This is a genomic window from Vreelandella alkaliphila (assembly GCF_016107625.1).
Taxonomy (GTDB): domain Bacteria; phylum Pseudomonadota; class Gammaproteobacteria; order Pseudomonadales; family Halomonadaceae; genus Vreelandella; species Vreelandella alkaliphila.
In genome coordinates this window covers 160,803-186,981 of sequence record NZ_JABASV010000007.1, presented here as the reverse complement: position 1 = coordinate 186,981, position 26,179 = coordinate 160,803, and the positions used below count along the sequence as shown (strand labels likewise).

At 50.5% G+C, this 26,179-nt stretch carries 22 protein-coding genes and 1 tRNA gene; 13 read left to right on the top strand and 10 right to left on the bottom strand.

All coding sequences use genetic code 11. From position 1 onward, the window contains the following. Nucleotide 1 precedes the first annotated feature (1 nt). From JFC11_RS12500 to JFC11_RS12490, 3 genes are read right to left on the bottom strand one after another with little or no spacing between them, the layout of a single operon-like run. On the bottom strand, nucleotides 2–1,129 hold the full coding sequence (locus tag JFC11_RS12500; protein WP_120386897.1) for a DUF294 nucleotidyltransferase-like domain-containing protein: 1,128 nt from the start codon (nucleotides 1,127–1,129) through the stop codon (nucleotides 2–4). Between the two features lie 30 nt (nucleotides 1,130–1,159). Then, complete coding sequence (locus tag JFC11_RS12495) at nucleotides 1,160–1,486, bottom strand: HlyU family transcriptional regulator (protein ID WP_120386896.1); 327 nt, start codon at nucleotides 1,484–1,486, stop codon at nucleotides 1,160–1,162. A 53-nt stretch (nucleotides 1,487–1,539) separates the two neighbouring features. Next, nucleotides 1,540–2,760, bottom strand: coding sequence for an argininosuccinate synthase (locus JFC11_RS12490; RefSeq protein WP_038484737.1), 1,221 nt, complete (start codon nucleotides 2,758–2,760; stop codon nucleotides 1,540–1,542). A gap of 209 nt (nucleotides 2,761–2,969) precedes the next feature. On the opposite strand from JFC11_RS12490, the gene rnt reads away from it, so the two are divergent. Both rnt and JFC11_RS12480 read left to right on the top strand, forming a co-directional pair. Beyond that, nucleotides 2,970–3,638 carry a ribonuclease T gene (gene rnt / locus JFC11_RS12485; protein WP_038484741.1) on the top strand — a complete coding sequence of 223 codons (669 nt, stop codon included), beginning with the start codon at nucleotides 2,970–2,972 and terminating at the stop codon, nucleotides 3,636–3,638. A 199-nt stretch (nucleotides 3,639–3,837) separates the two neighbouring features. Next, complete coding sequence (locus JFC11_RS12480; RefSeq protein ID WP_038484744.1) at nucleotides 3,838–5,097, top strand: 6-phosphofructokinase; 1,260 nt, start codon at nucleotides 3,838–3,840, stop codon at nucleotides 5,095–5,097. A 91-nt stretch (nucleotides 5,098–5,188) separates the two neighbouring features. On the opposite strand, the gene JFC11_RS12475 is transcribed toward JFC11_RS12480, so the two are convergent. Then, on the bottom strand, nucleotides 5,189–6,904 hold the full coding sequence (locus tag JFC11_RS12475; RefSeq protein ID WP_095603012.1) for a bifunctional protein-serine/threonine kinase/phosphatase: 1,716 nt from the start codon (nucleotides 6,902–6,904) through the stop codon (nucleotides 5,189–5,191). A 257-nt stretch (nucleotides 6,905–7,161) separates the two neighbouring features. Between JFC11_RS12475 and ppa the strand changes: the two genes are divergently transcribed. The 8 genes from ppa to purH all read left to right on the top strand — a co-directional run bounded on the left by ppa (nucleotide 7,162) and on the right by purH (nucleotide 16,065). Continuing rightward, the gene (gene ppa / locus JFC11_RS12470) at nucleotides 7,162–7,692 is read left to right on the top strand and encodes an inorganic diphosphatase (RefSeq protein WP_009724723.1); all 531 of its coding nucleotides are present in this window, start codon (nucleotides 7,162–7,164) and stop codon (nucleotides 7,690–7,692) included. Nucleotides 7,693–7,909: 217 nt separating this feature from the next. After that, nucleotides 7,910–9,790, top strand: a complete 1,881-nt coding sequence (gene dsbD / locus JFC11_RS12465) for a protein-disulfide reductase DsbD (RefSeq protein ID WP_095603013.1) — start codon at nucleotides 7,910–7,912, stop codon at nucleotides 9,788–9,790. Nucleotides 9,791–10,086: 296 nt separating this feature from the next. After that, the gene (gene accB / locus JFC11_RS12460; protein ID WP_120386894.1) at nucleotides 10,087–10,551 is read left to right on the top strand and encodes an acetyl-CoA carboxylase biotin carboxyl carrier protein; all 465 of its coding nucleotides are present in this window, start codon (nucleotides 10,087–10,089) and stop codon (nucleotides 10,549–10,551) included. 30 nt (nucleotides 10,552–10,581) lie between these two features. Beyond that, a complete protein-coding gene (gene accC, locus JFC11_RS12455; RefSeq protein ID WP_038484756.1) occupies nucleotides 10,582–11,922 on the top strand; it encodes an acetyl-CoA carboxylase biotin carboxylase subunit in 1,341 nt (446 codons plus the stop codon). Between the two features lie 130 nt (nucleotides 11,923–12,052). Continuing rightward, on the top strand, nucleotides 12,053–12,964 hold the full coding sequence (gene prmA, locus JFC11_RS12450) for a 50S ribosomal protein L11 methyltransferase (RefSeq protein ID WP_095603015.1): 912 nt from the start codon (nucleotides 12,053–12,055) through the stop codon (nucleotides 12,962–12,964). 99 nt (nucleotides 12,965–13,063) lie between these two features. Continuing rightward, nucleotides 13,064–14,104, top strand: coding sequence for a tRNA dihydrouridine synthase DusB (gene dusB, locus JFC11_RS12445; RefSeq protein WP_120386892.1), 1,041 nt, complete (start codon nucleotides 13,064–13,066; stop codon nucleotides 14,102–14,104). Next, nucleotides 14,101–14,424, top strand: coding sequence for a DNA-binding transcriptional regulator Fis (gene fis / locus JFC11_RS12440; protein WP_038484762.1), 324 nt, complete (start codon nucleotides 14,101–14,103; stop codon nucleotides 14,422–14,424). Before dusB ends, fis begins: the two co-directional genes overlap by 4 nt. 60 nt (nucleotides 14,425–14,484) lie before the next feature. Further along, nucleotides 14,485–16,065, top strand: a complete 1,581-nt coding sequence (gene purH, locus JFC11_RS12435; protein ID WP_198349668.1) for a bifunctional phosphoribosylaminoimidazolecarboxamide formyltransferase/IMP cyclohydrolase — start codon at nucleotides 14,485–14,487, stop codon at nucleotides 16,063–16,065. 114 nt (nucleotides 16,066–16,179) lie between these two features. Here purH and JFC11_RS12430 read toward each other — a convergent pair whose 3' ends face one another. Next, nucleotides 16,180–17,637 carry an NAD-dependent succinate-semialdehyde dehydrogenase gene (locus tag JFC11_RS12430; RefSeq protein WP_038484769.1) on the bottom strand — a complete coding sequence of 486 codons (1,458 nt, stop codon included), beginning with the start codon at nucleotides 17,635–17,637 and terminating at the stop codon, nucleotides 16,180–16,182. A 119-nt stretch (nucleotides 17,638–17,756) separates the two neighbouring features. Further along, the gene (gene folE, locus JFC11_RS12425) at nucleotides 17,757–18,308 is read right to left on the bottom strand and encodes a GTP cyclohydrolase I FolE (protein WP_038484772.1); all 552 of its coding nucleotides are present in this window, start codon (nucleotides 18,306–18,308) and stop codon (nucleotides 17,757–17,759) included. 297 nt (nucleotides 18,309–18,605) lie between these two features. On the opposite strand from folE, the gene JFC11_RS12420 reads away from it, so the two are divergent. After that, nucleotides 18,606–19,199 carry a hypothetical protein gene (locus tag JFC11_RS12420; protein WP_120386890.1) on the top strand — a complete coding sequence of 198 codons (594 nt, stop codon included), beginning with the start codon at nucleotides 18,606–18,608 and terminating at the stop codon, nucleotides 19,197–19,199. A gap of 56 nt (nucleotides 19,200–19,255) precedes the next feature. On the opposite strand, the gene JFC11_RS12415 is transcribed toward JFC11_RS12420, so the two are convergent. Continuing rightward, entirely contained in the window at nucleotides 19,256–20,230 is a 975-nt protein-coding gene (locus tag JFC11_RS12415; protein ID WP_198349667.1) for a serine/threonine protein kinase, read from the bottom strand. Between the two features lie 33 nt (nucleotides 20,231–20,263). Next, nucleotides 20,264–20,983, bottom strand: coding sequence for a ComF family protein (locus JFC11_RS12410; protein ID WP_198349666.1), 720 nt, complete (start codon nucleotides 20,981–20,983; stop codon nucleotides 20,264–20,266). Nucleotides 20,984–21,069: 86 nt separating this feature from the next. On the opposite strand from JFC11_RS12410, the gene JFC11_RS12405 reads away from it, so the two are divergent. Together JFC11_RS12405 and JFC11_RS12400 are read left to right on the top strand one after the other, a co-directional pair. Beyond that, nucleotides 21,070–21,154 (top strand) — tRNA-Leu (locus tag JFC11_RS12405). A 98-nt stretch (nucleotides 21,155–21,252) separates the two neighbouring features. Next, a complete protein-coding gene (locus JFC11_RS12400) occupies nucleotides 21,253–22,992 on the top strand; it encodes a site-specific integrase (RefSeq protein ID WP_198349665.1) in 1,740 nt (579 codons plus the stop codon). Between the two features lie 59 nt (nucleotides 22,993–23,051). On the opposite strand, the gene JFC11_RS12395 is transcribed toward JFC11_RS12400, so the two are convergent. Then, a complete protein-coding gene (locus tag JFC11_RS12395) occupies nucleotides 23,052–23,453 on the bottom strand; it encodes a helix-turn-helix domain-containing protein (protein ID WP_198349664.1) in 402 nt (133 codons plus the stop codon). Nucleotides 23,454–25,151: 1,698 nt separating this feature from the next. After that, nucleotides 25,152–25,421, bottom strand: coding sequence for a hypothetical protein (locus JFC11_RS12390; RefSeq protein WP_198349663.1), 270 nt, complete (start codon nucleotides 25,419–25,421; stop codon nucleotides 25,152–25,154). Between the last annotated feature and the right edge of the window lie 758 nt (nucleotides 25,422–26,179).

The following is a 26,179-nucleotide window of genomic DNA, read 5'->3' as shown; positions in this document are numbered from 1 at the left end:
GTTATAAGCGCTTTACTTGGTTAACAAACGCTTTGATTTGCTGTAAATCAAATTTCAGCAGTAACCTCTGATCATCACGAAGACGTCGCAGGTCCACCCAGCCGTCAGCTGTCTGCCCGTGATACTTATTGTGGCGCTGCTGCTCTAGCAGCAAGTGCTGCATACGGTTAAAAGCGGCTATCAGTAAGTCCGATTGCTCCTTCGTCAACGCACGTGTGAAATGGGCAAGTGCCGTTAGCCGTTCACGTGTTCCTATCTCACTTCGCTGGTATCGCACACAGAGTAATCGGGCAGCGCTTATTAGAGGCATCAATCCTTGTCGCTTAAGATCGATTGCTTGGTCATAGGGAGCAGCTAGCCCAGGATGTGAAGCAATGCGACCAAACCGGTCAAGCGCCACCGGCAACTCATCTAACAACGCCGCCATTTCATCCATGAACAAAGGCGCGCTTGAGAGAGTTGAACGCACCCGTTGGCCTAACGTTTGTGCGAGCTCAGGATTCCCTGCCACAGGATAAAAATCGAGCCATATATTGGTTTGCTGCACCCGCTTAACCTGACGATCCGCACTCCAAATTGCAAATTGCTGCTGCCATTCGCTCAAGCGCTTGCGCCACATTGGCCAACGCGCCATGACATGGCCACGGCAAAGCGGAATGCCTGCTTCATCTAAGCGTTGTGTAAAACGTTCGCCTAGCGCCTGAAAGTAGCCATCAATTTCAACGTGTCGAGCGTCAGGATAGTCGTCAATAATCAGCGCATTGTCCTGGTCAGGCCCAAGCAAGCTTTCAAAGCGTGCCGCCGAGCCGAGCGTAACAACGCAGTAATCCACCGGCGGCTTACCCCACCCTTGTGCCTGCATTTCATCTAGCGCTGCTGCTATCGATTGGCGATAAAGCCAAGCGATGTGGTCGCTAATGAGTTCGCTAATACGCCAAGCAGGCAAGTCATAACGCAGCAATGTCTCAACAAAAGAGAGCTGTGCGGCATAGGCGTCAGATAAGGATGGATTAAAAAGAGAGGTATGCGCGTAAAAATCGCGAAGTGGAGCACTTAGCGCCGAGATATCCAATGAGCCATGATGACATACCAAGGAGCGCCAAGGGGAAGCACGGTACACCATGTGCATACTCCGCTCCTCAACTAAACGAAAAGCTTGCTAGGTTTCACTAGCATTACGAGGATCAGCCGTAAACATCTCCTCACCCACTTCATCAATAAAGCGCTGCGCTTTAGCGACCATCATCGCATCACAGGCTTCACGACCTGGCAGCATGTCAGAGCGTTCAAAGCGGTGCTCGTGAGTAACGCCCTCGCCATCCAACTTACGGATCCAACCGCTGACGCGAAATTGTCCACTTTGGTTATCAGGCTGAGACACAATTAAGTACTCTTTATATTCAACTGGCTCGGCCGCTTTGGTGCCTCCTTCCGAGGCTCCAGCACCCGCGCCACCCAACAGGCCAGAAAATAGTTTTTTAAACATTCGGACTCCTTCGCAACAAAAGCGGCCAGACTTCGCCTGGCCGCTTAGCATGCTTAGCTCTGTTGACGACCTTTACCGGCAGCAATCCGTAGACGCAATGCATTCAGCTTAATAAAGCCTTCTGCGTCTTTTTGATCGTACGCGCCCGCATCATCTTCAAACGTTGCAATCGACTCATCAAACAACGACTGCTCGGACTTACGCCCTACAACCGTTGCATTGCCTTTATAGAGCTTCATGCGAACAACGCCCGCAACGTTTTTCTGTGTTTCGTCGATCGCCGCTTGTAGCATACGACGCTCTGGACTCCACCAATAACCGTTGTAGATCACTTCAGCGTATTTAGGCATTAGTTGATCTTTCAAGTGCGCTTCTTCACGGTCAAGCGTCAGCGACTCAATGGCGCGGTGAGCACGGAGCATGATCGTGCCCCCCGGTGTTTCGTAGCAACCACGGGACTTCATACCAACATAACGGTTTTCAACGATATCCAGGCGGCCAATACCATTATCGCCACCTAGCTTGTTAAGCTTTTCAAGCACTTCATGAGGCTTAAGCGCTTCACCATCAATAGCGACGATATCGCCATTCTCAAACGTCAGCTCTACATAAGTCGGCTGCTCAGGCGCGGCTTCAGGAGAAACACTCCAACGCCACATGTCCTCTTCTGCTTCGGCCCATGGGTCTTCCAAAATGCCGCCTTCATAAGAAATGTGCAGCAGGTTGGCATCCATGGAGTACGGTGATTTTTTCTTTTTATTAGAAAAATCAACGGGAATATTGTGCTCTTCGCAGTAAGCCATCAACTTCTCACGCGAAGTGAGATCCCACTCGCGCCAGGGCGCAATAACCTTCACGCCAGGTTTGAGTGCGTAGCCACCCAGTTCAAAACGAACCTGATCGTTACCTTTACCCGTTGCACCGTGAGAAATGGCATCAGCGCCCGTCTCATTAGCAATTTCAATTAAGCGCTTAGCAATCAACGGACGAGCAATAGAAGTGCCGAGGAGATACTCGCCTTCATAGATGGTGTTCGCTCGGAACATTGGGAATACATAATCGCGAACAAATTCCTCGCGAAGATCTTCGATATAGATCTCTTTAACACCTAGTGCTTGAGCCTTAGCGCGTGCGGGCTCGACTTCTTCACCTTGACCGATGTCGGCTGTAAAGGTCACTACCTCGCAGTTGTAGGTCTCTTGCAACCACTTAACGATAACGGATGTGTCCAGGCCGCCTGAATACGCCAGCACAACCTTTTTGACATCGGACATTCTTTGCTCCTTGTTCATGAAAAGTAGTTCACCCAACGACACCGCGCTGAGCGCAGTGCAATAACATAAACTACGAGTATAGCGCTCTCAATGCTCAGCGAATACCGTCAACGACGCCTAAGGGGTAAAGCTGCTAGAATCATAGCCAACAAAGGGGTTGCTTTAACCGCTTATTTTAACTACTTACTCGCTTTACTAAGGAGAGCTGCATGAGCGAGGCATTTGCCCGCGAATTGATGGCCCAACGTTTTCGCAGTTATCTGCCGGTTGTCATTGATTTAGAAACGGGTGGGTTTAACGCCCAAAGTGACGCAGTACTCGAAATTGCTGCCGTGACGCTTACCATGGACCCTGACGGTAATTTATTACCCGACGCCACTTACGCGTATCACATTCATCCGTTTGAAGGCGCGAACGTTGAGCAATCTGCGCTTGATTTCACAGGCATTAATCTAGATGACCCACTGCGTCGCCAAGTGGCGCTAAGCGAATCTGAAGCGCTAGGTGAAATTTTTCGCCCCATCCGCAAATCAATCAAGGCACATGGGTGCTCTCGGGCAATACTGGTTGGTCATAATGCTGCCTTTGATCATGGCTTCCTAAATGCGGCGGCGAACCGCTGCAGCGTAAAACGGAATCCGTTTCACCCTTTTTCCAGCTTTGACACAGCAACCCTTGCAGGCTTTGTATATGGTCAAACAGTGCTTGCTCGTGCGTGCCGTGCGGCAGGTATCGAGTTTGATAACAAGTCCGCCCACTCGGCCCGCTACGATACCGAACGCACAGCAGAACTCTTTTGTGCGATGGTCAACCGCTATAAAGACTTAGGCGGATGGCGGCTGGCTCAGCAGGAACAAGAACTGGATGACAGCGAGTAATGAGCCCCAAGATGCACCCACTGAGGCTTTGCGCTAAACTTCGCCGCTGCAAACCCCGCGTTTGCACAATTTTATATAGAAGCGTGCTCTAGCATTACACGCGTCTAAACGCACAACGATTAACACAGGCAAAGGATAATTATTGTCCTTTGCTTGACTACTGTTTTAACCATCCGTTTTCAGGAGATGAGACGTTTCCATGGCCCAGCATAATGCCTTTTACGCCCAGTCCGGTGGCGTTACCGCCGTCATCAATGCCAGCGCCTGTGGCGTTATCGAAGCTTGCAGACAAGCGCCCGACCAGATTGGCAAGGTATATGCCGGTCATAACGGCATTATCGGTGCCTTAACGGAAGACCTCATCGATGTGACTCAAGAGAGCGATGAATCGATTGCTGCCTTGCGCCACACGCCTGGCGGTGCATTTGGTTCCTGCCGCTATAAGCTGAAAGACATTGACACTCACCGTGCTCAATATGAACGCTTAATCGAAGTCTTCAAAGCCCACGATATTCGCTACTTCTTCTACAATGGCGGCGGTGACAGCGCAGACACCTGCCTCAAAGTGTCCCAACTGTCTGAAAAACTCGGCTACCCGCTAACTGCGATTCATGTACCGAAAACTGTTGATAACGATCTGCCTATTACCGACAACAGCCCCGGGTTTGGTAGCGTTGCCAAATATATCGCCACCTCTACGCTTGAAGCCTCATTGGATATTGCGTCTATGTGCGCCACATCCACTAAAGTATTCGTCCTTGAAGTGATGGGCCGTCATGCTGGCTGGATTGCAGCTGCAGGTGGTTTAGCGGGTGAAGGCGAAGGCGAGCCGCCTCACCTGATTATCTTTCCTGAAGTATCGTTTGACCGTAAAGCGGTCATGGCGCGCGTTGAAGAGTGCGTTCAGAAGTACGGTTATTGCGTCATCGTTGTTTCTGAAGGCGCACGCTATGAAGATGGCACTTTCCTTGCCGATGCCGGCAATACGGATGCCTTTGGGCACCGCCAATTAGGCGGCGTAGCGCCGACACTTGCAGGGATGGTGAAGCAAGACCTTGGTTACAAATACCACTGGGCAGTTGCTGATTATTTACAGCGCGCGGCGCGCCATTTGGCCTCTAAAACCGACGTTGAACAAGCCTATGCAGTGGGCCGCGAGGCGGTAACATTAGCACTTGCAGGCAAAAATGCCATGATGCCCGCCATACGCCGTATTTCACAGGAACCCTATCAGTGGGATGTCATCTCGGCGCCGCTGTCACAAGTGGCTAACCAAGAAAAATTCATGCCACGGGATTTCATTAGCGAAAACGGTTTTGCGATTACACCCGCTTGCCGAGCGTATCTCTCTCCGCTCATTCAGGGCGAGGATTTCCCTCCGTTTGAAAACGGCCTGCCTAAAGTAGCTAAGCTAAAGCTCGCAAAAGTGGAACAGAAACTGCCTAAATTCACGCTGTAAATAGTTAGCGTGTTGTAAAAACGGGGCGATGAAATGATTCATCGCCCCGTTTTTTATGGTTAGCGTTTATTAAGTGAGCAACGTTAAGCTTTTAGCGCAATAACCAAGAAAGCACCAATAAGAGCAGCAGAATACCCGCCACCCCCTGCCAAAAACGCCGTGACTCTTGGCGAGGCTCCTCACGACTGGGCACGCGCCCTAACGGGACTCTTAAGGCATGAAGAAATTCGGAGAGCCGCCTAAAACGCAGTGCACGCTGAGGATCTAGAGCACGACGCAACGCGTCATCAAGCTCAGCCGATATTTCTGGATTGGTTGTTCGGGCGCTACGGTAGCTGAGCTCTTCAAGATCGGTGTGGCTGCGCAGTCGATTAGGCGTCAACGTATAAGGCAATGCCCCTGTCAGCAACCAATAGACCGTTGATGCTAATGAATACTGGTCACTGCGCCGACCTACGCTATCACCCAGTGCGTACTCAGGGGCCGTGTGTTCATTAAAACCAATTTGGCGAAGTAGCTCGCCCGAGTGGCGATGGCCATCCACCTCGCGCATGTGGCAGGCACTGAAATCTGCCAACACGAGTTTGCCGTGGGGGTCGATCAGTACATTATCAGGGGTAATTTGCTGATGAATGATATCGCGATGATGCAACGCTTGAACCGCTTTACCCAGTTGATTGGCGATATCCAGACGCTGCACCAAACTCGCTTGTGGGTGCCTTTCTGCCCACTGGCGGAGCGTTTCACCTTCAACGTGCTGCATTAAGTAATAAAGGTAACGGCGTGGTCGTGACGACTGCATTACTTTGACTACAAAGGGCGAATTTACACGCTCTACCACCCATTGCTGCAGTAAAAAATGTTCCAGATAAGCGTTACGCAAAGAGAGTTCTGGGCTGGGTGCTTTCATCACCATTTCACGCTCTGAATGCACATCACGGACGCGATAAACTCTTGATTGCGCATTACGTGACAGCACCGACAGCACCTCAAGCCCATCAAACCGCTCTCCTGGCGTCAGCTCAGGGGGAATAGGCAGGTCACCATAAATAAGCCCTGGGTGATCTTCAGACTCTTCCGGTAGCTCATCAATACGCAGCAGTTGGAAGCAAAATTGATCACCTCCATACCCCCTATCTTGGGCACGCTGCTTTGCTTCGCTCGCGAGGCACTCACAGGCTGCGTCTAGATCACTGGCATTTTGGCGGATCAGACGAACGTAATCAGATGGCATTAAGGTGCCACGGACGCCCTGAGTAGTAAAAACAAAAAAGTCGCCCTGTTTAAGCGGTAGATGGGTATAGTCGATATCGACGCTTCCATCCATCCCCAAAGCACGTGAGGGGTAACGATAGCCGCCAATATCGGTCACATGGTCGCGGGTTAGCTGCTCGAACTCAGCGCCTCGCAATCGAAAAACTAACGTATCCCCCATATGAAATAGGTGCGCTTCACGCTCGCGAAAGACCATCGCGGATAGCGAAGATACAAAACTTCCTTCTTTAACATGCTTGCTTTGGCTGTAGCACCAACCATTAAGAGCACGAAGTACCCGGGTGGCCGACGTTTTCGTGTCCCAGTGGTCAGGCGTAGAGTAATAGTCAGCCAAAAAACCGCGAACACTTAAATCACCTGCCTGTTTAGCCAAGGTGTTACGAGAAATCGAGTCACTAATAACTGCGCACCCCCCTTTTACTTTCAACAGCTGCGCATCAGGCAACCGCACCGACATGGAGCTACGGTGTAGACGCCTATCAGGGGCCACAAAGGCTTGGCCATAACTAATTAGTAACTGGGCGTGCGCCAACTCATCCTCCTAGGCTTTAGGCTCTTCATGGGAACCACACAGTGGTTATGATACACGCTGATCAAGGGAAGCGATGCCCGCCAAACGTCGTGATGGCGAAAAACGACGCTTATTTTTGGATTCATCGTCATTGTTAGCGGCACACACCTATGTCGCATTGGTAATCCACTAGCCAACTTCGTATAATTCTCCGCCATTAATGCAATGCATCAACTGCTTAGCCTTCGCACTAAATAAGCCAAGCCAAGGAATAAACGATGAACTTCGATAACATCCCCGCTGGAAAGGATCTGCCCAACGATATTTACGTGGCGATCGAAATTCCCGCTAATCACGCGCCGATTAAGTATGAAATCGACAAAGATATGGGTGCCCTTCTGGTTGACCGCTTCATGGCAACCCCCATGTTCTATCCGGCTAACTACGGCTTTATCCCCCACACCCTGGCCGATGATGGCGACCCGCTGGATGCTTTGGTAGTTACCCCCCACCCCGTGGCTCCGGGCAGCATTATTCGCGCTCGCCCTGTTGGCATTTTGAATATGACCGACGAAGCAGGCGAAGATGCAAAATTGGTATGCGTCCCGCATCCCAAACTGAGCACTCTGTATGATGATGTTCAAGAAGTGACTGATCTTCCTGAACTGCTACGTCAGCAAATCGCTCACTTTTTCGAGAACTATAAAGACCTCGAAAAAGGTAAGTGGGTGAAAGTAGAGTCTTGGGAAGGTGTTGAAGCGGCACGCAAAGCGATTGAAAAATCAGTCGCGGCTTACCAAAAAGCTTAATCTATCGGGTTGAGCAATAAAGTCAGACCGCACTTCCTCTTAAAGGCTGCCCATGTGGCAGCCTTTTCTATTATCTGTCGTTTAATTCCGAGGCCTGAGATTCAACATTAACGCAGCATGAAGAAGCGCGTCACGTCACCGCAGCATCTACGCTGACATCACAAGGTAGGATATGCTATTTCAAAATCTCCCTGATCCGTCTGCGTAAGGATACTTCGTGTTGCCTTTTAAGCGTTTAAGTCTGTTACTGTTACTCTGCTGGCTTCCCCTGCTAGCCCATGCTCAGTGGTTTTCCTCTTCCAGTAATCAAAGCGATTTTTTACCTGTTCTAGAAGCCTTTCAGCCTACTGCTTGGCATGATGGCAGCGCCATTTATATTGGTATCGATATTGCGGACGACTATTATTTATACCGCCACCAATTTAGCGTTAGCAGCAAAACGGACGCTGTATCCCTTGATGAACCGCTACTTCCGCAAGGAACATTCACAACTGATGAATTCATGGGCGATGTGTATGTTTTTCGTGACAAATTAGTCTTTGAAACGCCATTTTCCCCCTCCTATAGTGGCCCGATCGATATTGAACTGACGTTCCAAGGTTGTGCCGACGCAGGTCTTTGCTATCCGCCAGAAACTATATCGCTTGAAGCCTTAGAGTCATCTCCTCCCACGGCCTTTGCTGACTGGGACGCTGCAGATCATGCACTGTCAGGCGCTGAAGGCAGCGATGACCAGCAAATTAGTCAAACCGCGGGCACCAATAGCAGCACTGAATTTTCAGCTCCACAAAGCGAAGACAGCCGCTTTAGCGCATTGCTCGGCAGCGCCAGCCTCCCTCTTGCCTTGGGGTTATTTTTTATCGCTGGACTGGGCCTTACTTTCACGCCCTGCGTCCTACCGATGGTGCCTATTTTGTCTTCAATTATCGTAGGACAAAAACCAACTCGACCCCGAGCATTTGTACTCTCAGCCAGCTATGTTTTGGGCATGGCGTCCACCTACGCGTTAGTCGGTGTGTTGATGGGTCTGTTTGGCGCGGGCTTAAATCTTCAGGCCCACCTGCAATCAGCGCCGGTGCTGATTACCTTTGCTGTTCTATTTACGCTATTTGCCTTAGCTATGTTCGGGGCGTTTGATTTAAGAGTTTCGCCGCGACTGGCCGCTAAAATTGACGGCTGGCAAGCACGTGCACAGCAAAGCGGCCCTGCAGGCTTAGCCCTGGCAGGCGCACTATCGGTATTAGTGGTTTCACCCTGTGTAACAGCCCCACTTGCCGGTGCGTTGGTGTTTATTTCCTCGACCGGAAACGCTGCCATGGGCGGAGCTGTTTTATTTGCACTAGGCCTAGGCATGGGTGTGCCACTGCTATTAGTGGGTACCTTTGGGGCAACGCTGCTACCCCGCTCAGGCGCTTGGATGAACGGCGTTAAAATTGCTTTCGGATTGCTGTTACTGGGCGTTGCCATTTGGATGGTTGAGCGATTAGTACCGCCTTCGATAGCGCTTTTGCTCTGGGCAGCGCTGGCCATAGGTAGCGCACTCATGCTGGGCGCCTTAAATATGAATCAGTCACAAGGCTGGCCTAAAGCACGACAAACATTAGGACTGATGTTACTGGCATGGGGCATTGCTCTTGTCATTGGCGCTGCCCAGGGCGGCAGCAACCCATTGCGCCCCTTAACGGTATCCAGCTCCTCAACGGACAGCGGCACGCCGCAAGCAACGCTTGCTTTTCAGCAAGTTGATGAACTGAGCGCACTTGAAACCGCACTCTCTGAAGCCGCAAGCGCCCAACAGCCTGCCTTTGTTAATTTCACTGCTGACTGGTGTATCTCCTGCAAGCTAATGGAGCGCGATGTTTTTCCAGACCCCAATGTGGTCGCTGCATTGAACGATTTCCGCCTGATTGAGGTCGATGTCACCAATACGGATGCGCAAAGTCGGGAACTGCTAAACCGATTTAACTTATTCGGCCCACCAAGCCTGCTTTTTTTTAGCCAGGGCGAAGAAGTACGGGATGCACGCATTCAAGGTGAAATAACGGCCACCCAGTTGGTACAACACCTGGAAGCGTTACGACGCTGGCAACAAGGCTGAGCTGAAGCCTATGACCACCTAGTGTCGCGAACGTCGTCAAACGGTTGTTTAAATAACCAGCAACGAGCTTATGTCGGCCTTCACTAGACATGCCCGTACTTTTTCGGCAAACTTCGCAGCCATATCAGCTAAAATCTTCATGTTTTAGGACTTAGCACCGGGTAACGTTCAACATCGTGCAGCGTTCTCTTCATTTTCAAACAAGGTTTACTGCGCTGTAACGGCGCTCAATGCAGTTGGCGATACAATACTCAACTGCATTGCGATTAACTTTCATCACTTTTGGGGCAACAGGTATGGATATTCGTAAAGTTAAAAAACTGATTGAACTCCTCGAAGAATCAAACATTAGCGAAATCGAAATTCAGGAAGGCGAAGAGTCCGTCCGCATCAGCCGCCATCCGAATGGTGCAACATGGCAGCCTCAGCCGATGCCACAGTACGCTCAAATGCCGCCTATGCAGCAGGCACCAGCTCAACCCAGCGCTTCGGCTGCTGATGCAGAGCCCCAAGGCGTAAGCTATCAAGGTGAAGCGGTTAATTCACCCATGGTAGGCACGTTCTACCGTAGCCCAGCACCGGGCGCCAAATCGTTTGTGGAAGTTGGCGATACGGTTAAGCAAGGCGATACGGTATGTATCGTTGAAGCAATGAAAATGATGAATCAAATTGAAGCCGATCGCGACGGCGTCGTCGAGGCCATCCTAGTGGAAGACGGAGAGCCGGTGGAATTCGATCAACCTATGATCGTCATCGCTTAATCTTTCACAACAACACGGGTGGATTCTCCCATGCTGGACAAGGTACTTATCGCAAACCGCGGCGAGATTGCCCTTCGTATTCTCCGGGCCTGTAAAGAGCTAGGGATTAAAACCGTTGCGGTTCACTCCAAAGCCGACCGTGAATTGATGCATGTTCGCTTGGCCGACGAAGCGGTATGCATCGGCCCCGCCTCCTCAGCGCAGTCGTACTTGAATATTCCTGCATTAATAAGCGCTGCTGAAGTGACAGATTCAAGCGCCATTCATCCTGGCTACGGCTTTCTCTCGGAAAACGCTAATTTTGCTGAGCAGGTTGAGCGCTCTGGCTTTACCTTTATTGGCCCGCGCGCGGAAACTATCCGCCTGATGGGTGATAAAGTTAGTGCCATTGAAGCAATGAAGATTGCTGGCGTTCCTACCGTGCCTGGCTCAGATGGCCCGTTAGGTGACGATGAAGCCACCAACCTAGCCACTGCACGCCGCATTGGCTATCCGGTAATTATCAAAGCTGCTGCAGGCGGTGGTGGCCGCGGCATGCGGGTGGTGCACACTGAAGGCCATCTGCTTTCAGCCATTACTGTCACTCGCACTGAGGCGCACTCAGCGTTTGGCGATGGCACGGTTTACATGGAAAAATTCCTTGAGAAACCCCGCCATGTTGAGGTCCAGGTGCTGGCTGACGGCCAAGGCAATGCTATCCACCTTTATGATCGCGACTGTTCTCTACAGCGTCGTCACCAAAAGGTTCTGGAAGAAGCGCCGGCCCCTGGAATCGACCCGGAAGCGCGTGCAAAGGTGCTAGAAGCATGCCGCCAAGCATGCCTCGAAATTAACTATCGTGGCGCGGGCACCTTTGAGTTTCTATACGAAGACGGTGATTTCTTCTTTATTGAAATGAATACCCGTGTACAGGTAGAGCACCCTGTCACCGAGATGGTCACAGGCGTAGATATCGTTAAGGAACAGTTGCGCATTGCCTCCGGCCTGCCACTTTCGATTCGCCAAGAAGATGTAAAGATCAATGGCCATGCCTTTGAGTGCAGGATCAATGCGGAAGACTCGCGTACGTTTATGCCCTCTCCGGGCAAAGTCACCCTGTTCCATGCTCCGGGCGGCCTTGGCGTGCGTATGGACTCTCATCTGTACACTGGCTACACCGTACCGCCTCATTATGACTCACTGATCGGCAAGCTAATCACCTGGGGGGCTGATCGCGAGATTGCCCTGACGCGTATGCGCAACGCCCTAGATGAGCTGCTAGTCGAGGGGATCAAGACCAATATTGATCTGCAAAAAGATTTGGTGAGAGATAGTTATTTCCGCCAAGGTGGCGTCAACATTCACTATCTTGAAAAGAAACTCAGTAGCTAATACCAGAAATTAATATCTGCAAAGGCGCTGAGCTGAATAGATAGCTGATAATACTCAACGGGGTGGCCATAGCCACCCCGTTATTGTTTTTTACCTTTGCGTGAATGCACGTACGCAGTGGAGATTACTGATGCCCTGGCTCCAACTCAAAGCCCACGTTGCTCCAGAACAAGCCGAACTACTAGAAGATCTACTGTTAGAGGAAGGCGCGACGGCCATTGGCCTTCAAGATGCCCACGATGATCCTGTTTTCGAACCAGAGCGAGGTACTACCCCGCTTTGGCAAGATACAATTCTCACTGGCCTATATGACGACTTAGACGGCGTTGAAGCCATGCTTGAGCGCATTCAAGCCGCTTGGTCTGAGCAAGTCCCCGGCGAACCCTGTCCAGACATTGCGTATGAACTATTAGCCGATAGAGACTGGGAAAGAGAATGGATGGATGACTTTACGCCGTTGCGAATGGGCCAACGGCTATGGATCGTACCGAGCTGGCATGAGCCCCCAGAAGCCAATGCCGTCAATCTCATTCTTGACCCAGGCCTTGCCTTTGGCACTGGCACCCATCCCACGACAGCGCTTTGCCTGGAGTGGCTGGATAGCCTTGCGGTTAGCGGCGGACTGGAAGATAAAACCGTCCTAGATGTGGGCTGCGGCTCAGGCATTCTTGCCATTGCCGCGCTAAAGTTAGGGGCAACCCACGCCGATGCTACTGATATAGATCCACAGGCACTTCAGGCAAGCCGTGACAACGCAGCGCGCAATCAGATTAGCGACGCACAATTGTCCCTTTACTATCCTGAACAGCTGATCGACGGCCACTACCCAGTTGTCACCGCCAATATTTTAGCTGGGCCATTAGTTGAATTAGCCCCAATGATTGCAGGCCATGTCGCACCCGGCGGACAAATAGCATTGTCTGGCATTTTAGCGAACCAAGCGAATGAGGTCTTGCAAGCCTACGAAGCCCAGGGCTTGATAATGGAAGAGCCCACAATTCGCGAAGGGTGGGTTCGTCTATCAGGCTACCGCGCCGTTTAATCTAGCCAACGGCCTTCACCCCATCGCCGAGTAGGCGTATCATACGCCCCCTTGAAACGCCTACTCGGCGATTTTTATCTGTATCTACAGCGCAGCACAATGACCACACAAAACTTTCAGCCACCAATGATAGGGCCTCACCAACTACCCAACCAAGTCATCTTGGCACCGATGGCTGGCGTTACCGATCGCCCATTTCGCCAACTTTGTAGGCGTTTAGGTGCTGGATGGGTGGTCGGCGAAATGGTGACAGCCGACCCCTCTCTTTGGCATACCCGAAAGTCCAAGCTACGCATGGATCACCAAGGCGAGCCCGACCCACGGGTTGTACAAATTGCCGGGGGTGACGCTGAAATGCTTGCCAATGCTGCGCGCCTTAACGCCGAACTAGGCGCCCAGGTGATTGATATCAACATGGGATGCCCAGCTAAAAAGGTCTGCAATAAGGCTGCTGGTTCGGCCCTAATGCGTGATGAAGCCCTAGTAGCCGAAATTCTAGACGCCGTTGTAAAAGCCGTTGATATTCCAGTTACCTTAAAAATTCGCACAGGCTGGTCTGCTGAAGCTAACAATGGCCTACGCATTGCTAAACTCGCGGAATCTGCAGGCATCCAAGCCTTAGCAGTACATGGACGTCATCGAGAGCAGCGCTATACTGGATGGGCTGAGTACGACACTATCGCTGACATAAAATCGCACCTGACGATACCGGTTATCGCCAATGGGGATATTACCAACCCTCAAAAGGCCAAAGAGGTCTTGTCATATACAGGTGCCGATGCAGTAATGATTGGCCGCGGGGCGCAAGGCAACCCATGGATATTCGAGCAGATTACCCATTATCTTGCCCATGGAGAACTGCTAACACCCCCAACTCTTGATGAGCGCCGCAACGTTCTCAATGAGCACTTACAAGCTCTGCACACGTTTTATGGCGATACAATGGGTGTTCGCATAGCGCGAAAACACCTAGGTTGGTACTTGAACGAAGACCCTCGCTTCAACGACAAACAGTATTATCTGCTGAAGCAGCAATTTAATGCGCTTGCCACCCCAGCATCGCAATTTAATTGGATTAATGATGCCATGACGCAAGACGCTGCAGAGCGTCTGCTAGCTAAAGGAAGCCATGCTGCATGACTGAACGCGACCTGCTTTCGAACGAGCTCTCTCACCGTCTCTCAGGCACTCTGGCGGACCCCGCCGCGAGCGTACCGCCCCAACCACTTAGAGAAGCGGTTGAGACAGCGATACGCCGTTACTTCGAGCATCTCGATGGCAGCCAGGCAACTGATCTCTACGCGATGGTGATGGCCGAAGTAGAAGCGCCGCTACTTAGCTGCGTAATGGAACATACTGAAGGCAACCAAACCCGAGCCGCGGATGTATTGGGTTTAAACCGTGGCACATTGCGCAAAAAACTTAAGCTCTATGGATTGATTGAAGGTGACGCCCCATAAGGGGCGTTGTCGTTTGTAATTTTCGATGTTAACTCCTTGACTCTGCACACGAGCACTCTAATGGCTGATAGTACTGCTACCCCCGTCCGTCGCGCCCTTTTGAGCGTATCCGATAAAACCGGCATTGTTGAATTCGCCCGCGGTTTAAGCCAACACGGCGTAGAACTTCTTTCAACTGGCGGAACCTTCCGACTGCTTCAGGAAAATTCTATTCCTGTTAAAGAAGTCTCTGAGCACACTGGTTTTCCTGAAATCATGGATGGCCGTGTAAAAACACTGCACCCCAAAATCCATGGTGGAATTCTGGCGCGCCGCGGTCAGGATGATGCGGTGATGGCAGAGAACGACATCACCCCCATCGACATGGTGGTCGTTAATCTTTATCCATTTGCTGCCACTGTTGCCAACCCAGACTGCACACTGGAAGACGCCATCGAAAATATCGATATCGGCGGGCCGACCATGGTGCGCGCATGCGCAAAAAATCACGCCTTTACCACCATCGTGGTAAATGCCGATGACTATGCTCGGGTACTGGGAGAACTGGCTGCGCAAGACGGTCAAGTGAGCGCCGCTACCCGCTTTGATCTGGCCGTGAAAGCATTTGAACACACCGCCGGTTATGATGGCGCCATTGCCAATTACCTTGGCCGTAAAGTGACTAGCGAAAACGCAACGTTTGCTCGCACTTTCAACCTGCAATTGGACAAAAAGCAGGACATGCGATACGGCGAGAACCCGCATCAGCAAGCTGCTTTTTACGTAGACCCCCAAGCAAGCGAACCGAGCGTCGCCACTGCAAAAACTCTGCAAGGTAAGCCACTCTCCTTCAATAACGTGGCCGACACAGATGCAGCATTTGAATGCGTTAAAGCGTTTGATGAAACGGCTTGTGTCATCGTCAAACATGCCAACCCTTGCGGTGTAGCTATTGGCGCTACTGCACTTGAAGCATATGACAAAGCCTTCGCTACCGATCCGACCAGCGCTTTTGGTGGCATTATTGCGTTTAACGTGGCGCTAGATGCCGAAACCGCTCGGGCAATTATTGATCGCCAGTTTGTTGAAGTTATTATCGCACCCGGCGTGAGTGATGAGGCAGCAGCTATCGTGGCAGAGAAGCATAATGTACGCCTGCTTGATGTCAGTGCCCACTGGCCTGGCGAAACACAGCCTGCGTTTGACTTTAAACGTGTTAACGGCGGACTGTTGGTACAAGAGCGCGACCAGGGCATGGTAACCCGCGAAGAGCTGACCGTGGTTAGCGAACGTGTTCCAACAGAACAAGAACTTCGCGACCTCGGTTTTGCTTGGCGAGTCGCTAAATTCGTTAAATCGAATGCGATTGTATACGCCAAAGAGGGTCAAACAGTGGGTGTTGGCGCAGGCCAAATGAGCCGCGTTTACTCAGCGAAAATTGCGGGCATTAAAGCGGCAGATGAAGGTCTTTCAGTACCAGGCTCGGTAATGGCGTCAGATGCATTCTTCCCCTTCCGCGATGGTATTGATGCCGCCGCAGCCGCAGGCATTACTGCCGTTATTCAACCAGGCGGCTCCATGCGTGACCAGGAAGTCATTGATGCCGCTAACGAAGCGGGCATTGCCATGGTATTTACTGGCATGCGCCACTTCCGTCATTAATCGACTCGTCTTGCCATAAAATCAGGCCCCCAGCGGATTTTTCCGATGGGGGCCTGCTTGCTGATAGTGCTGTTTATTTATAGCACTATAAATTTATAGTACTTGCGCCTGCGCTTAACCTAGATCAATACACAGATATTTTGTCTCAAGGTACTCTTCCAAACCTTGATGCCCACCTTCACGCCCAAGGCCGGACGCTTTAACGCCACCAAAAGGAGCGGCTGCATTAGAAATAAGGCCGGTGTTAATTCCCACCATGCCATACTCAAGTGCATCAGCGACGCGCCAAACGCGACCCAGATCTTGTGAGTAGAAATAGGAGGCTAAACCATACTCGGTGTCATTAGCCATCTCGATAGCAGTTTCCTCTTCATCGAAGGGAAAAACTGCCGCCAGAGGGCCAAAGGTTTCTTCGTGAGCCACCTTCATCTTATCTGTTGCAAAGCTAATCAGCGTCGGAGTAAAGAAGTTTCCACCGAGTGGATGCGGATGGCCACCTAGCAGCAGCTCAGCCCCATTGTCGACCGCATCCTGCACATGCTCACTAACCTTTTTGACCGCCTCACCATCGATCAAAGGACCAATATTAATATTGGGCTCGGTGCCATTACCTACGTAAAGCTCACTATTCATAGCAACCGCCAACTTCTCACAGAAGGCGTTAATAACGCTGGACTGCACCAAGAACCGGTTAGTGCATACGCATGTTTGACCAGCATTACGAAACTTCGCAGCCATGGCACCTTCTACAGCGGCATCAAGGTCTGCATCTTCAAAAACGATAAAGGGCGCGTTGCCACCCAGCTCAAGGGATATTTTCTGCACGTGCTCAGCCGCCTGAGCCATAAGCTTGCGACCAACTTCCGTAGAGCCCGTAAAGGTAATTTTGCGCACTTTGGGTGATTGAGTAAGTGCACTGGCGATATCTGCAGCACTGCCAGGCACTACATTAAACACGCCACGGGGAATGCCTGCTCTTTCTGCCAACATGGCGAGAGCCGTTGCAGAAAATGGCGTTTGGCTTGCAGGCTTAACGACAATCGTACAGCCCGCTGCTAACGCGGCGCCTGCTTTACGCGTGATCATAGCAGCCGGAAAATTCCAGGGGGTAATAGCCCCCACAACACCGACAGGCTGTTTTGTCACCACAATACGCTGGTTCGATTTAGCGGCGGGAATAGTCTCGCCATAAACACGGCGCGCTTCTTCTGCAAACCAACGTAAAAAACTAGCGGCATAGACAATCTCGCCCTCTGCCTCTTTTACTGGCTTGCCTTGCTCGTAGGTCATGAGCAAAGCGAGATCGTGTTTATGCTCCAGCATGAGATCATGCCACTTCAGCAGCAGATCAGCTCGTTCTTGAGCCGTCAACGCACGCCAGGCGGGTAGCGCAGCATCCGCCGCATCGATAGCGCGCTCAGTCTCAACTTTGCCCAGTCGTGGCATATCACCAACGGGCTCGCCCGTCGCAGGGTTTAAGACATTAATTTGCTCACCGCTGTCGGCGGCTACCCAGCTACCATCGATATAGGCAAACGGGCAATACAGCTGTGTTTCTTTCAGCGCTTCCATGACAGACTCCTGACCAAATATTGGCCTCACGGGCTCATTGACCTGTTCATGCTAAGACGAAACCGCGTGTTTAACCAAATCTTTGCAATGAAATCTGCCAAAGATTCTTAGCCAATATTTCAGCTGATTAACGTTAAGAACTCCTGCCGCGTTGCTTGGTTGCTGCGAAAACTCCCCAGCATCACAGAAGATGTCATGCTTGAATTTTGCTTTTCCACACCGCGCATCATCATACAAAGATGGCGTGCCTCAATCACCACAGCGACACCTCTTGATTGGGTAACTTGCTGCACTGCCTCAGCAATTTCACGCGTCAAGTTCTCTTGAATTTGCATACGCCTAGCATACATATCAACAATACGGGCAAACTTCGAAAGTCCTAGTACTTTTCCGCTAGGCAGATAGGCGATATGGCATTTGCCAATAAAGGGTAGCAAGTGGTGCTCGCACATGGAGTACAGTTCAATGTCTTTTACAAGGACCATTTCATCTGTTTGTGACTCAAATACTGCGCCATTAACAATCTCCTCAAGTGATTGCTGGTAGCCAGCATTCAAGAACTGCATTGCTTTTGCGGCTCTTTTGGGCGTATCGCGCAGTCCTTCACGGTCAGGATTTTCACCGATTGCGGCGATAATGTGGCGATAGTGTTGAGCAATGTCGTCGGTCATTTGAAGCCTCATCAAAACTGTACGTGCTAGCCACTGAAAAACGTCTGGACTACTAAAGCGTTTAATCAACAGCGAAATATTGCTATCTATCAATAGCTGAGAGCTGTGAGCCAATCATGTACAAAAAATATACGCTAAACAACTTTTGCACAATAATAAACACCACATCCCGTTATTTTAACGCACCTAACCCTGCTGTGGCAGAGTGCCGCGCACCCCCCTTTGAGACTATTTAAGCTGTGCTATCATGGATCGAACTAGTCAGCTTAATTCGTAGCGCTCATCTGAGAGTTCCTTATGTCATTCAAACCTGCACCGTTTTTCTTAACTGCCCTATTGGGAACTGCATTGGCAACACCCTTGTTAGCCGCCGAACAGACATTAACACTACCTAAAGGTGCCAGTGTCGGTGTCGAGGTCATCGAAGAGTTTGCTTTTACCGACAGCCAATCGCGTTATGAAGATATCTTACTTCATCCCACCCAAGCTGGCAGTGCCTCGCATCAGTTGCCCGAATACTGCGTTTTAGTCGCCAATGCACAGTACACTAATGGACGCATTCGCATTACAACTCAAGACGCAACCTGCATTGAAACACACGATGCTGAAAGCGCTATTTTCACCGGTTCATTTAGTGCCGGTGCGTATGCAGAAGACGGTCAGTATGGTCTTGCCTGTGATGAGTCGCCTTGCACCTTATCGCCAGGCCAAGCATTCGTGGTGACACTGGATGAAAATATCGATATCAACGCTCAAGATAACCCTTCAGCGGAGATTAATGCTGCTCGACGAGAGGCTGATGGAGAAGGCGTAGCCAACCCCATCCCATCAGATCGGCCTGACCCGGATGCAAGCGCTGAAAACCCACGCTCCGTCAATCAACCTGAATAAAACCACGTCACTCATCATCAATGGGGCCGATGCTTAATTAACTACCGTTGCAATTGTTATGCTAGCCAAATAAGCTTTTCAAGCTGTAACAACTGCTGCTCAAGCTGGCGGATGTGCTGATCCCAATAACCGCTCTCCGCCAGCCATGGAAACGCACGAGGAAACGCTGGATCATCCCAGCGAGAAACAAGCCACGCGGTGTATCGGATAAGACGATAAGCCCGCAACGGCTCGATTAGCGACATCTGGTGTTGCGGAAATGTTTGCTCCTCTTCATAGCCTTCAACAATTTCACTTAGCTGTGCACGCCAGCCAGATGGATCATCAACGGGTAACAGCATCCATATATCTTGGATAGCGGGCGCCATAAGGCAATCGTCAAAATCCACCAAGGTAAATGATTCATCTCTTCCTAAAACATTGCCCAGATGACAATCACCATGCGTTCGAATCATTTGATTGCTGGCGATGGGGTGCTTTTCAAGATGACGAAGAATTTTCTGTACAACGTTGTGATAAGCGCGCTGCTGATGCTTGCTTAGCCTTTTACTCTCGATAACACGGGCCTCAGCATCATGAATATCGCCCTGCCACTCTAATGTTGGACGGTACACAAACGCCTTTCGTGATGACACTGCATGTAACCGCCCTAACGCATTACCTAATGCAAAAAGATGCGAAGGATTGTCTAACTCAGGCGCTTGACCACTGCATTGAGGGTAAAGCGTGAAGCGAAATTGCTGGTAAGTATGGAGTGATTTGCCATGCTGATCCCGCCAGGGCGCAACAACGGGCACATTAGCAGCAGCCAACTCTTGAAGAAAATCATGCTCTTCCTGAATGACCTCATATGCCCAACGATCAGGACGATAGAACTTCACAACCCAGCGCTTACCGTCATCGTCACGAAACATCAGCACTCGATTTTCATAGCTATTAAGTGCAAACGGTTCGCCAGCTGGCCAAATCCCAACAGACTCCGCAGCAGACATCACTGTGTCCGGAGAAAGCGTACTAAACGGGTGTGGCATATACCGCTCCTGTGCAATTAAGCCTGCATTCTATCAATTATGCACCAGAGGTGTTCGAGCAACTGCCCAAATATCGACACGTTTAGCACCCGCACGAAGCGCTTCTTCAGCAAGTGCTTGGCAGGTCGCGCCAGTAGTAACAACGTCGTCAATAATCGTGAGATGTGGTGGGAGTGGACCATTAATATGAAAGGCACCTACTAAATTTTTTGCTCGCTCATTTCTGTTTAACGTCCGTTGAGAAGGCAGCTGTTGACGACATTCAGCCGTTAACACGGGCAATTTGACCCGCTTGCCTAGTTGATCAGCCAACCAGCGAGACTGATTAAAACCACGCTGCCGCGCTCGAGTGGTATGCATCGGCACAGGCAAGAGACCTCCTCCCAAATAGCTGGGAGCTTTACTCATCATCAGCTCTACCAGCAACATTCCCGCACGGGGCGACGCATTAAATTTAAAGTCATGAACTAACTCTCTTATAGGCTCTTCAAATAAAAGCTCCACCGTCGCGACGGTAAACGCTGGAGGGTTCTCTCTGCAGTGACCACAAACAGATTGAACGGATGCTACGCCCCCAACACCCCAAGGCTCTTTACACTGCCAGCAGCCATTGGCATTCCACGGCAACTGTTCAAAACACTCCTGACACCAACCACCACTGGTTTGCCCGGGAGAAAGGCAAAACGCACAGTAGCCTGGCAGCCCCTTTTTGGCCCAAGTGTTTGCACCATGTACCAACCGCGTCAGAAACATACTTTTCCCAGACTGGTTTAATTAACAATTTTAATGATACACCGTTGACATTAATACGAATGCTGTTAATATACGTCTCGTCTTCAGCGGATGTGGTGGAATTGGTAGACACGCTAGATTTAGGTTCTAGTGCCGTAAGGTGTGGGAGTTCGAGTCTCCCCATCCGCACCAATTTTTGATCCAACTTATACGGATCATAGCTTTCAGCGATATCAATCGCATTGCCAACCGAAGGTGTGACACTTAGGTGTGACATTCGGAATTTAAAAATGGCATACGGAAGCTACCTTTCAAGAAATCGTCATAACTCAATTTTCTACGCTCGTGTAATCATTCCTCTCGCTCTTCGAAGCCATTTTGGCGGGAAGCGGGAATTTCGGCTTAGTTTGAAAACCCCCTGCAAAGCAACAGCCAAGCGTCGTGCTATGGAAATTTGGCTCAGCTTCCAGGTTGTCTATGATGCCTTGAGGAATGGTAAGTCATTGAACGACATTCATATCCCTTATGGTGCCCTTGCGGCTTTAAAACCCCATCAGAAGTCGCAGCAAGCCCAGGCCCCTCTCTTTGCTTTATCTGACATACCCATACCCATGCAACGTCCGCCCTCAAAGCCACTAGCGCTTAAGGGACTGGTGCTTCATTACATGAAAGACGCCTATCTTGGCCAAGAGGTAGAGGTAGATTTTGGTTGTCCCGAAAAAGAAGCGGACATCATCATCAGGCTCAGGGATGACCTCGATCGGCGTATGGGCAGGTCCGCGCTCACTCAAACAGCTCATTCATCTTCACATACAGCCGTTGCTGACCAGAAGCTATTTACCGAGGTAGCTGATGACTATATAGAGCTGTATAAACGGAACCGTGAATACGACAAGACACTGCGGTCGAGCACTTTCGATAAAGAATCTCGAAACGTTTCTTTCTGGAAGTATTATTTTCAGGAGACCTGTCTTCATGAGATCGACATCAACGCATGTCGAGAAGCCGAACAGCACTGCCGTAACTACCCCAAAAATGTAGACGCAAAGATCGCCGCAACTATGTGCCGTTCGTCTCACGACAGACCTATCACAGGTTCCCAGGCGACCAAGAACCGCTTACTAGTGCTAAAAAACATATTAGAGCACGCGCGTAAATACGGCTGGATTGAGACCAATCCCGCCAGCGTTATAGACACAACGCAAAGACGGAGTGCCAGTGAAGTCGACAAGCACCCCTTCACCATTGAAGAGTTGAAGCTGATATTTCCTGGCTCAAGCTATGGCGACAGCTTCACTACACGTTTCAAGAAGCGTGATACATCTTACGATTGCGCTAAATACTGGACGCCTCTCATCGCACTACTGTCGGGCGCTAGGCTTGGAGAAATCATCCAGCTTGAGCTAGACGACATCAAAAATGAGGCCGGAATCTGGTTCTTTGACATTACGACCGAAAGCAGCTCCAAAGATAGCGGCAAAGAGCTTAAGACCAAGGGATCACGACGACGTGTTCCCATCCATTCGGTGCTTATTAAGATTGGCCTGCTTGATTACGTTAAGCAAAGACGGGAGCACCCTCTTCGCCCCACTGGACTTTTTGATCAATATGTCCGAGGCGCACCAGGAAAAGGAAAAATAATCACCGAGTGGTTCAAAGGCGGGCCTAACGGAGTCGATAGACACGGTAAGCCACGTATTCGCTACGGCTATTTGGATAGATGTGGCGTTTTGTGCCGCCCAGATCAACGAGCTGATGGTTCAAGCGTGTCATTTCACTCGTTTAGACACACGTTTGCCGACGCTGCTCGACGAGGCAAACTGCCTAATGGCGAAATCTTGCGTGATGAAGACACCCGCTGGATATTAGGACACGCCAGCTCATTGATGACATCGCGGTATGGCAGGGGCAAAGAATTATCGTTTTTGCAGTCAGTAGTTGAAGCCGTCCAATATCCTGGGATTGAGTTATCGTCAATAAGATGGCAATCCTTTCAAAAGAAATCCGGTGTAAGCGCAGTCCATTCGTAAGCGAAACAACGAATACACACCGAAGCTGACGTCCAGCTTCGGTGCTGCTGCCTACTTCGTTAGGGCTTAGCAAGCTCTTCCTTGAGCCGCATAATGCTCATAAAACCCTTTCTCAACTCGTCGGTTATCTCGGGATCGCTACTGTCGGTAGCATGACGCCAAACCTCAAGTAGATTACGCTCATTCTGCGACGTAAACGCTCCAAGACTCTGCTCAATAGCTGCCAACGTATCCGGCACATACTCGCTCATCACTGCTCGGAATAACCACGCCAGGTCGACATCTAACACGCGCGCCATTGGCCGAACCTTATCCAGTGGCAGCCTTGTCTTACCGCTTCTTATCATGGTGATGACGTTATGGTTGCTGTAACCAAGCGCGTTGGCTAGATCTGCATTCGCCAAACCCAGCTCTTTCTGACGCTTCACAACAAAATCCGACACGCTGCTACCGTTCAACATCGCAATGCTCCTTCGTTAATGGACATGAGCATTATTTTCCGCTGAGGACTGGTGTGAAACGGAAATTTAGCGGCGTAGTCAGCCCAATGTGAGCGGAAGTTTTCACAGCAATAATGTGACGTTTCGCCACTTATACTAAGGCCGAAAAATGTGACGTTTGTAAGCCAAGTATAAGAGTAAATGTGACGTTTTGTTTTGACCCTCTGAAACAACCTCAAACCCCCATGATACGGGGGTTTTCTTTTGCTCAAGATACCCTCAAAACGCCAAAAACAACGTCAACATAACGTCACATTTTTGGGCGAATTTTCAAGACTTATAGTTAAGCGCAAAAGAAGCGTTTTAAGACGTTTCCCGATCCGACATATACGTTGACTAGCATCGAGCAGGGAAACGTCACACAGACGAAATTTGACAGCTTCCCGACACACTCAAGCATCCAACGTGAGCAGCAGGAAACAACATCACCCCGATCATGCTCAAAAGCGCTCAGAGAGACGAACATCCAGGCAGAAGGCTCGGCGGCCGCCCGCTCACTCCGACCAATTTCCCTTACTTGTATTATTACTAATTACTTCGGAGAGGATATTTATATAGAGGGAATGAGGCATTCAATACAAGAACTCTGCCTAAACTGAAATCCTCGGAACAGGGGTTTCTCCCCTCGCAGGCTCAGGGAAAGCAGACCACCAAAGGCACGGTCTCTTCCGGCTCAGGCTATCCCGTGTCCCAGGCTGTTCCGCTGACCCTCAGAATTCCGCCGAACACCACGAAAACAAGGTCTATTTTTTACAAGGCACAGCCTCGTCGGCACCCCCTCCCCGAACACCATGAAAACCAGACCGGTTTTTTCAAGGCACAGCGAATCAAACCGAAGAACCTCAGATAGAAACAAAATGCCAAGAGAGCAAAACAACAAGACCAGAACCGGAGAATCAACCGCTCATGGAGAAGCTTGAAGCCAGAGAAAAGGAATCTGATCGCGGAGACACCAGCCTATGAGAGAGCCGTGTAAGCAGCAGCCTACTCACAGAAGCCCGATTATTCACCGGTGAGAACTGTTTACGCCGTGTAAGTGGCAGAGCCTTGTGAGTTTTGCTCGTAGGCAGAGACCGTGTAGGAAAGACTGAGAGTGGCGAAAGCGTTAGGGAGGAGAATTTGGCGGGAATGCCGCCTCTGCCATCGCCACGCTCTTACACCGAACCTTGGCCGCCCACCATTGGGAAAGGCTTTGCCTAGATTTTTCGAGAGAGCCACGGCGCTGCGGGTCTGCCGTTACCTGATTAGCTCGGCATTGAAAACGGCTCTGCCTACATTCATCTGAAGCTGCCAAGGCGTCTCCCTAATAACCGTGGGATTGGGAAAAGCTCTGCCTACATAGGATAACGGCTGCCAAGGGAGCTGCCTCACGACAACCGCCACGCACAGGGAAAGCCGAACGATTTCCAATCACGCCAAGGCAGTGATCACGGCAGTGTCCATGAGGTGCAAACCGAGGAGTAAAGGATGAGGCGGAGTTCTTGTATTGAATGCCTCATTCCCTCTATATATAAACCCTATTCCGAAGGTATTAGAATCTTGTAGCAGTAGAGATGGTTGGCGGAAAAAACGCCTTACTTAGATAGAAAAACAAACTCTCGGAGAAAGAAGAGAAAAACTGGCCAAGACGCCCCGCACCTGCTTCTCTTTGGCCATCACCTACTGACTCAGGTCGATCTCAGCCCCAAGGTGCTGAAAATACATGTCCGCCTGGAACACAAACTCAGCCTGATAACCTCGGAACTGAGCCTCGGTCATCATGTCACTTAGACTCTCAGGAAATTCGCCTCTCCAGATGGCAATCGCCTCGGCCATAGTGACGCTGCGGCTAACCTTTAACCGCGCACCCTTCGCCTTAACGAATAACCTTGGCCCTCTCTCAGGGTGCTTGGTCATGTAGACGGTAATTTCGGCGAGGTCGTTTGTCATCGTCGCTCTCCAGGATTTTGCTTAGGCAATCGACAGCTAGATCATCCAGCGGTGCTTTCTTCACCTTGAACGATCACAACACATTTGTTCCTCTGGCCTTTTCCGCTTCAAAACCCATCAAATTCACTCACCAAGACGTTTTCTCACGCTGATAGCTAGGTAGTCTTAGCTTTCTGCTATCGCGCCTTTAAACGCACTACAGAGCGATTGGTGAGAGATCGCAAGCTTCACAATAAACACCGGCTATGACTCTTGGCCCTGCGCTCGCGTCCATGTGATGTATATTCCGTCCTACTGGGACCGCCCATTCCGTTTGAACATGATTTCGTATCCCGTTATACAGTGACCGATTTTAAGTCGTCTCTGGAATCATTGGTCACGTTCATGAGAATACCCATGCGGAGGGCTTATAGTTTTTAGTGCCAGGGCGTCATCACAAAAGGGGCGAATAAGTTTACCGCCACCACAACGCCTAACTGGATACCCGCTATGTCAATACAGGTGCAGCCGATGACTTTACTGCCCATTTCGGGCAAATACGGAGTGGAAAAAATGCAACCAATCAAAGCAACAAAACCCTCACGAAGCCCGCACCACTGCTGGCTTTCGACCATCTACGCATCAGTTAGTGTAGTAGCTGTTTAATTACACTAACTAACAGGTAATAAACGTGATTGAAAAAGAGACTGAACAACCGAGGTCAGTTACTCACTCTCTGCTGTGAAAGCATTGAAGATGAGGGGAGTGAGGGAATGAGC

Bases quoted from the DNA above. Each gene is read 5' to 3' on its own strand.
- dusB (WP_120386892.1), top strand. From the start codon at position 13,064: ATGACCACACAAAACTTTCAGCCACCAATGATAGGGCCTCACCAACTA.
- JFC11_RS12395 (WP_198349664.1), bottom strand. From the start codon at position 23,453: ATGTTGAACGGTAGCAGCGTGTCGGATTTTGTTGTGAAGCGTCAGAAA.
- JFC11_RS12430 (WP_038484769.1), bottom strand. From the start codon at position 17,637: ATGGAAGCGCTGAAAGAAACACAGCTGTATTGCCCGTTTGCCTATATC.
- JFC11_RS12490 (WP_038484737.1), bottom strand. From the start codon at position 2,760: ATGTCCGATGTCAAAAAGGTTGTGCTGGCGTATTCAGGCGGCCTGGAC.
- fis (WP_038484762.1), top strand. From the start codon at position 14,101: ATGACTGAACGCGACCTGCTTTCGAACGAGCTCTCTCACCGTCTCTCA.
- rnt (WP_038484741.1), top strand. From the start codon at position 2,970: ATGAGCGAGGCATTTGCCCGCGAATTGATGGCCCAACGTTTTCGCAGT.
- accB (WP_120386894.1), top strand. From the start codon at position 10,087: ATGGATATTCGTAAAGTTAAAAAACTGATTGAACTCCTCGAAGAATCA.
- ppa (WP_009724723.1), top strand. From the start codon at position 7,162: ATGAACTTCGATAACATCCCCGCTGGAAAGGATCTGCCCAACGATATT.
- JFC11_RS12415 (WP_198349667.1), bottom strand. From the start codon at position 20,230: ATGCCACACCCGTTTAGTACGCTTTCTCCGGACACAGTGATGTCTGCT.
- JFC11_RS12410 (WP_198349666.1), bottom strand. From the start codon at position 20,983: ATGTTTCTGACGCGGTTGGTACATGGTGCAAACACTTGGGCCAAAAAG.
- JFC11_RS12495 (WP_120386896.1), bottom strand. From the start codon at position 1,486: ATGTTTAAAAAACTATTTTCTGGCCTGTTGGGTGGCGCGGGTGCTGGA.
- accC (WP_038484756.1), top strand. From the start codon at position 10,582: ATGCTGGACAAGGTACTTATCGCAAACCGCGGCGAGATTGCCCTTCGT.
- JFC11_RS12500 (WP_120386897.1), bottom strand. From the start codon at position 1,129: ATGCACATGGTGTACCGTGCTTCCCCTTGGCGCTCCTTGGTATGTCAT.
- JFC11_RS12480 (WP_038484744.1), top strand. From the start codon at position 3,838: ATGGCCCAGCATAATGCCTTTTACGCCCAGTCCGGTGGCGTTACCGCC.
- JFC11_RS12390 (WP_198349663.1), bottom strand. From the start codon at position 25,421: ATGACAAACGACCTCGCCGAAATTACCGTCTACATGACCAAGCACCCT.
- prmA (WP_095603015.1), top strand. From the start codon at position 12,053: ATGCCCTGGCTCCAACTCAAAGCCCACGTTGCTCCAGAACAAGCCGAA.
- folE (WP_038484772.1), bottom strand. From the start codon at position 18,308: ATGACCGACGACATTGCTCAACACTATCGCCACATTATCGCCGCAATC.
- JFC11_RS12400 (WP_198349665.1), top strand. From the start codon at position 21,253: ATGGCATACGGAAGCTACCTTTCAAGAAATCGTCATAACTCAATTTTC.
- JFC11_RS12420 (WP_120386890.1), top strand. From the start codon at position 18,606: ATGTCATTCAAACCTGCACCGTTTTTCTTAACTGCCCTATTGGGAACT.
- purH (WP_198349668.1), top strand. From the start codon at position 14,485: ATGGCTGATAGTACTGCTACCCCCGTCCGTCGCGCCCTTTTGAGCGTA.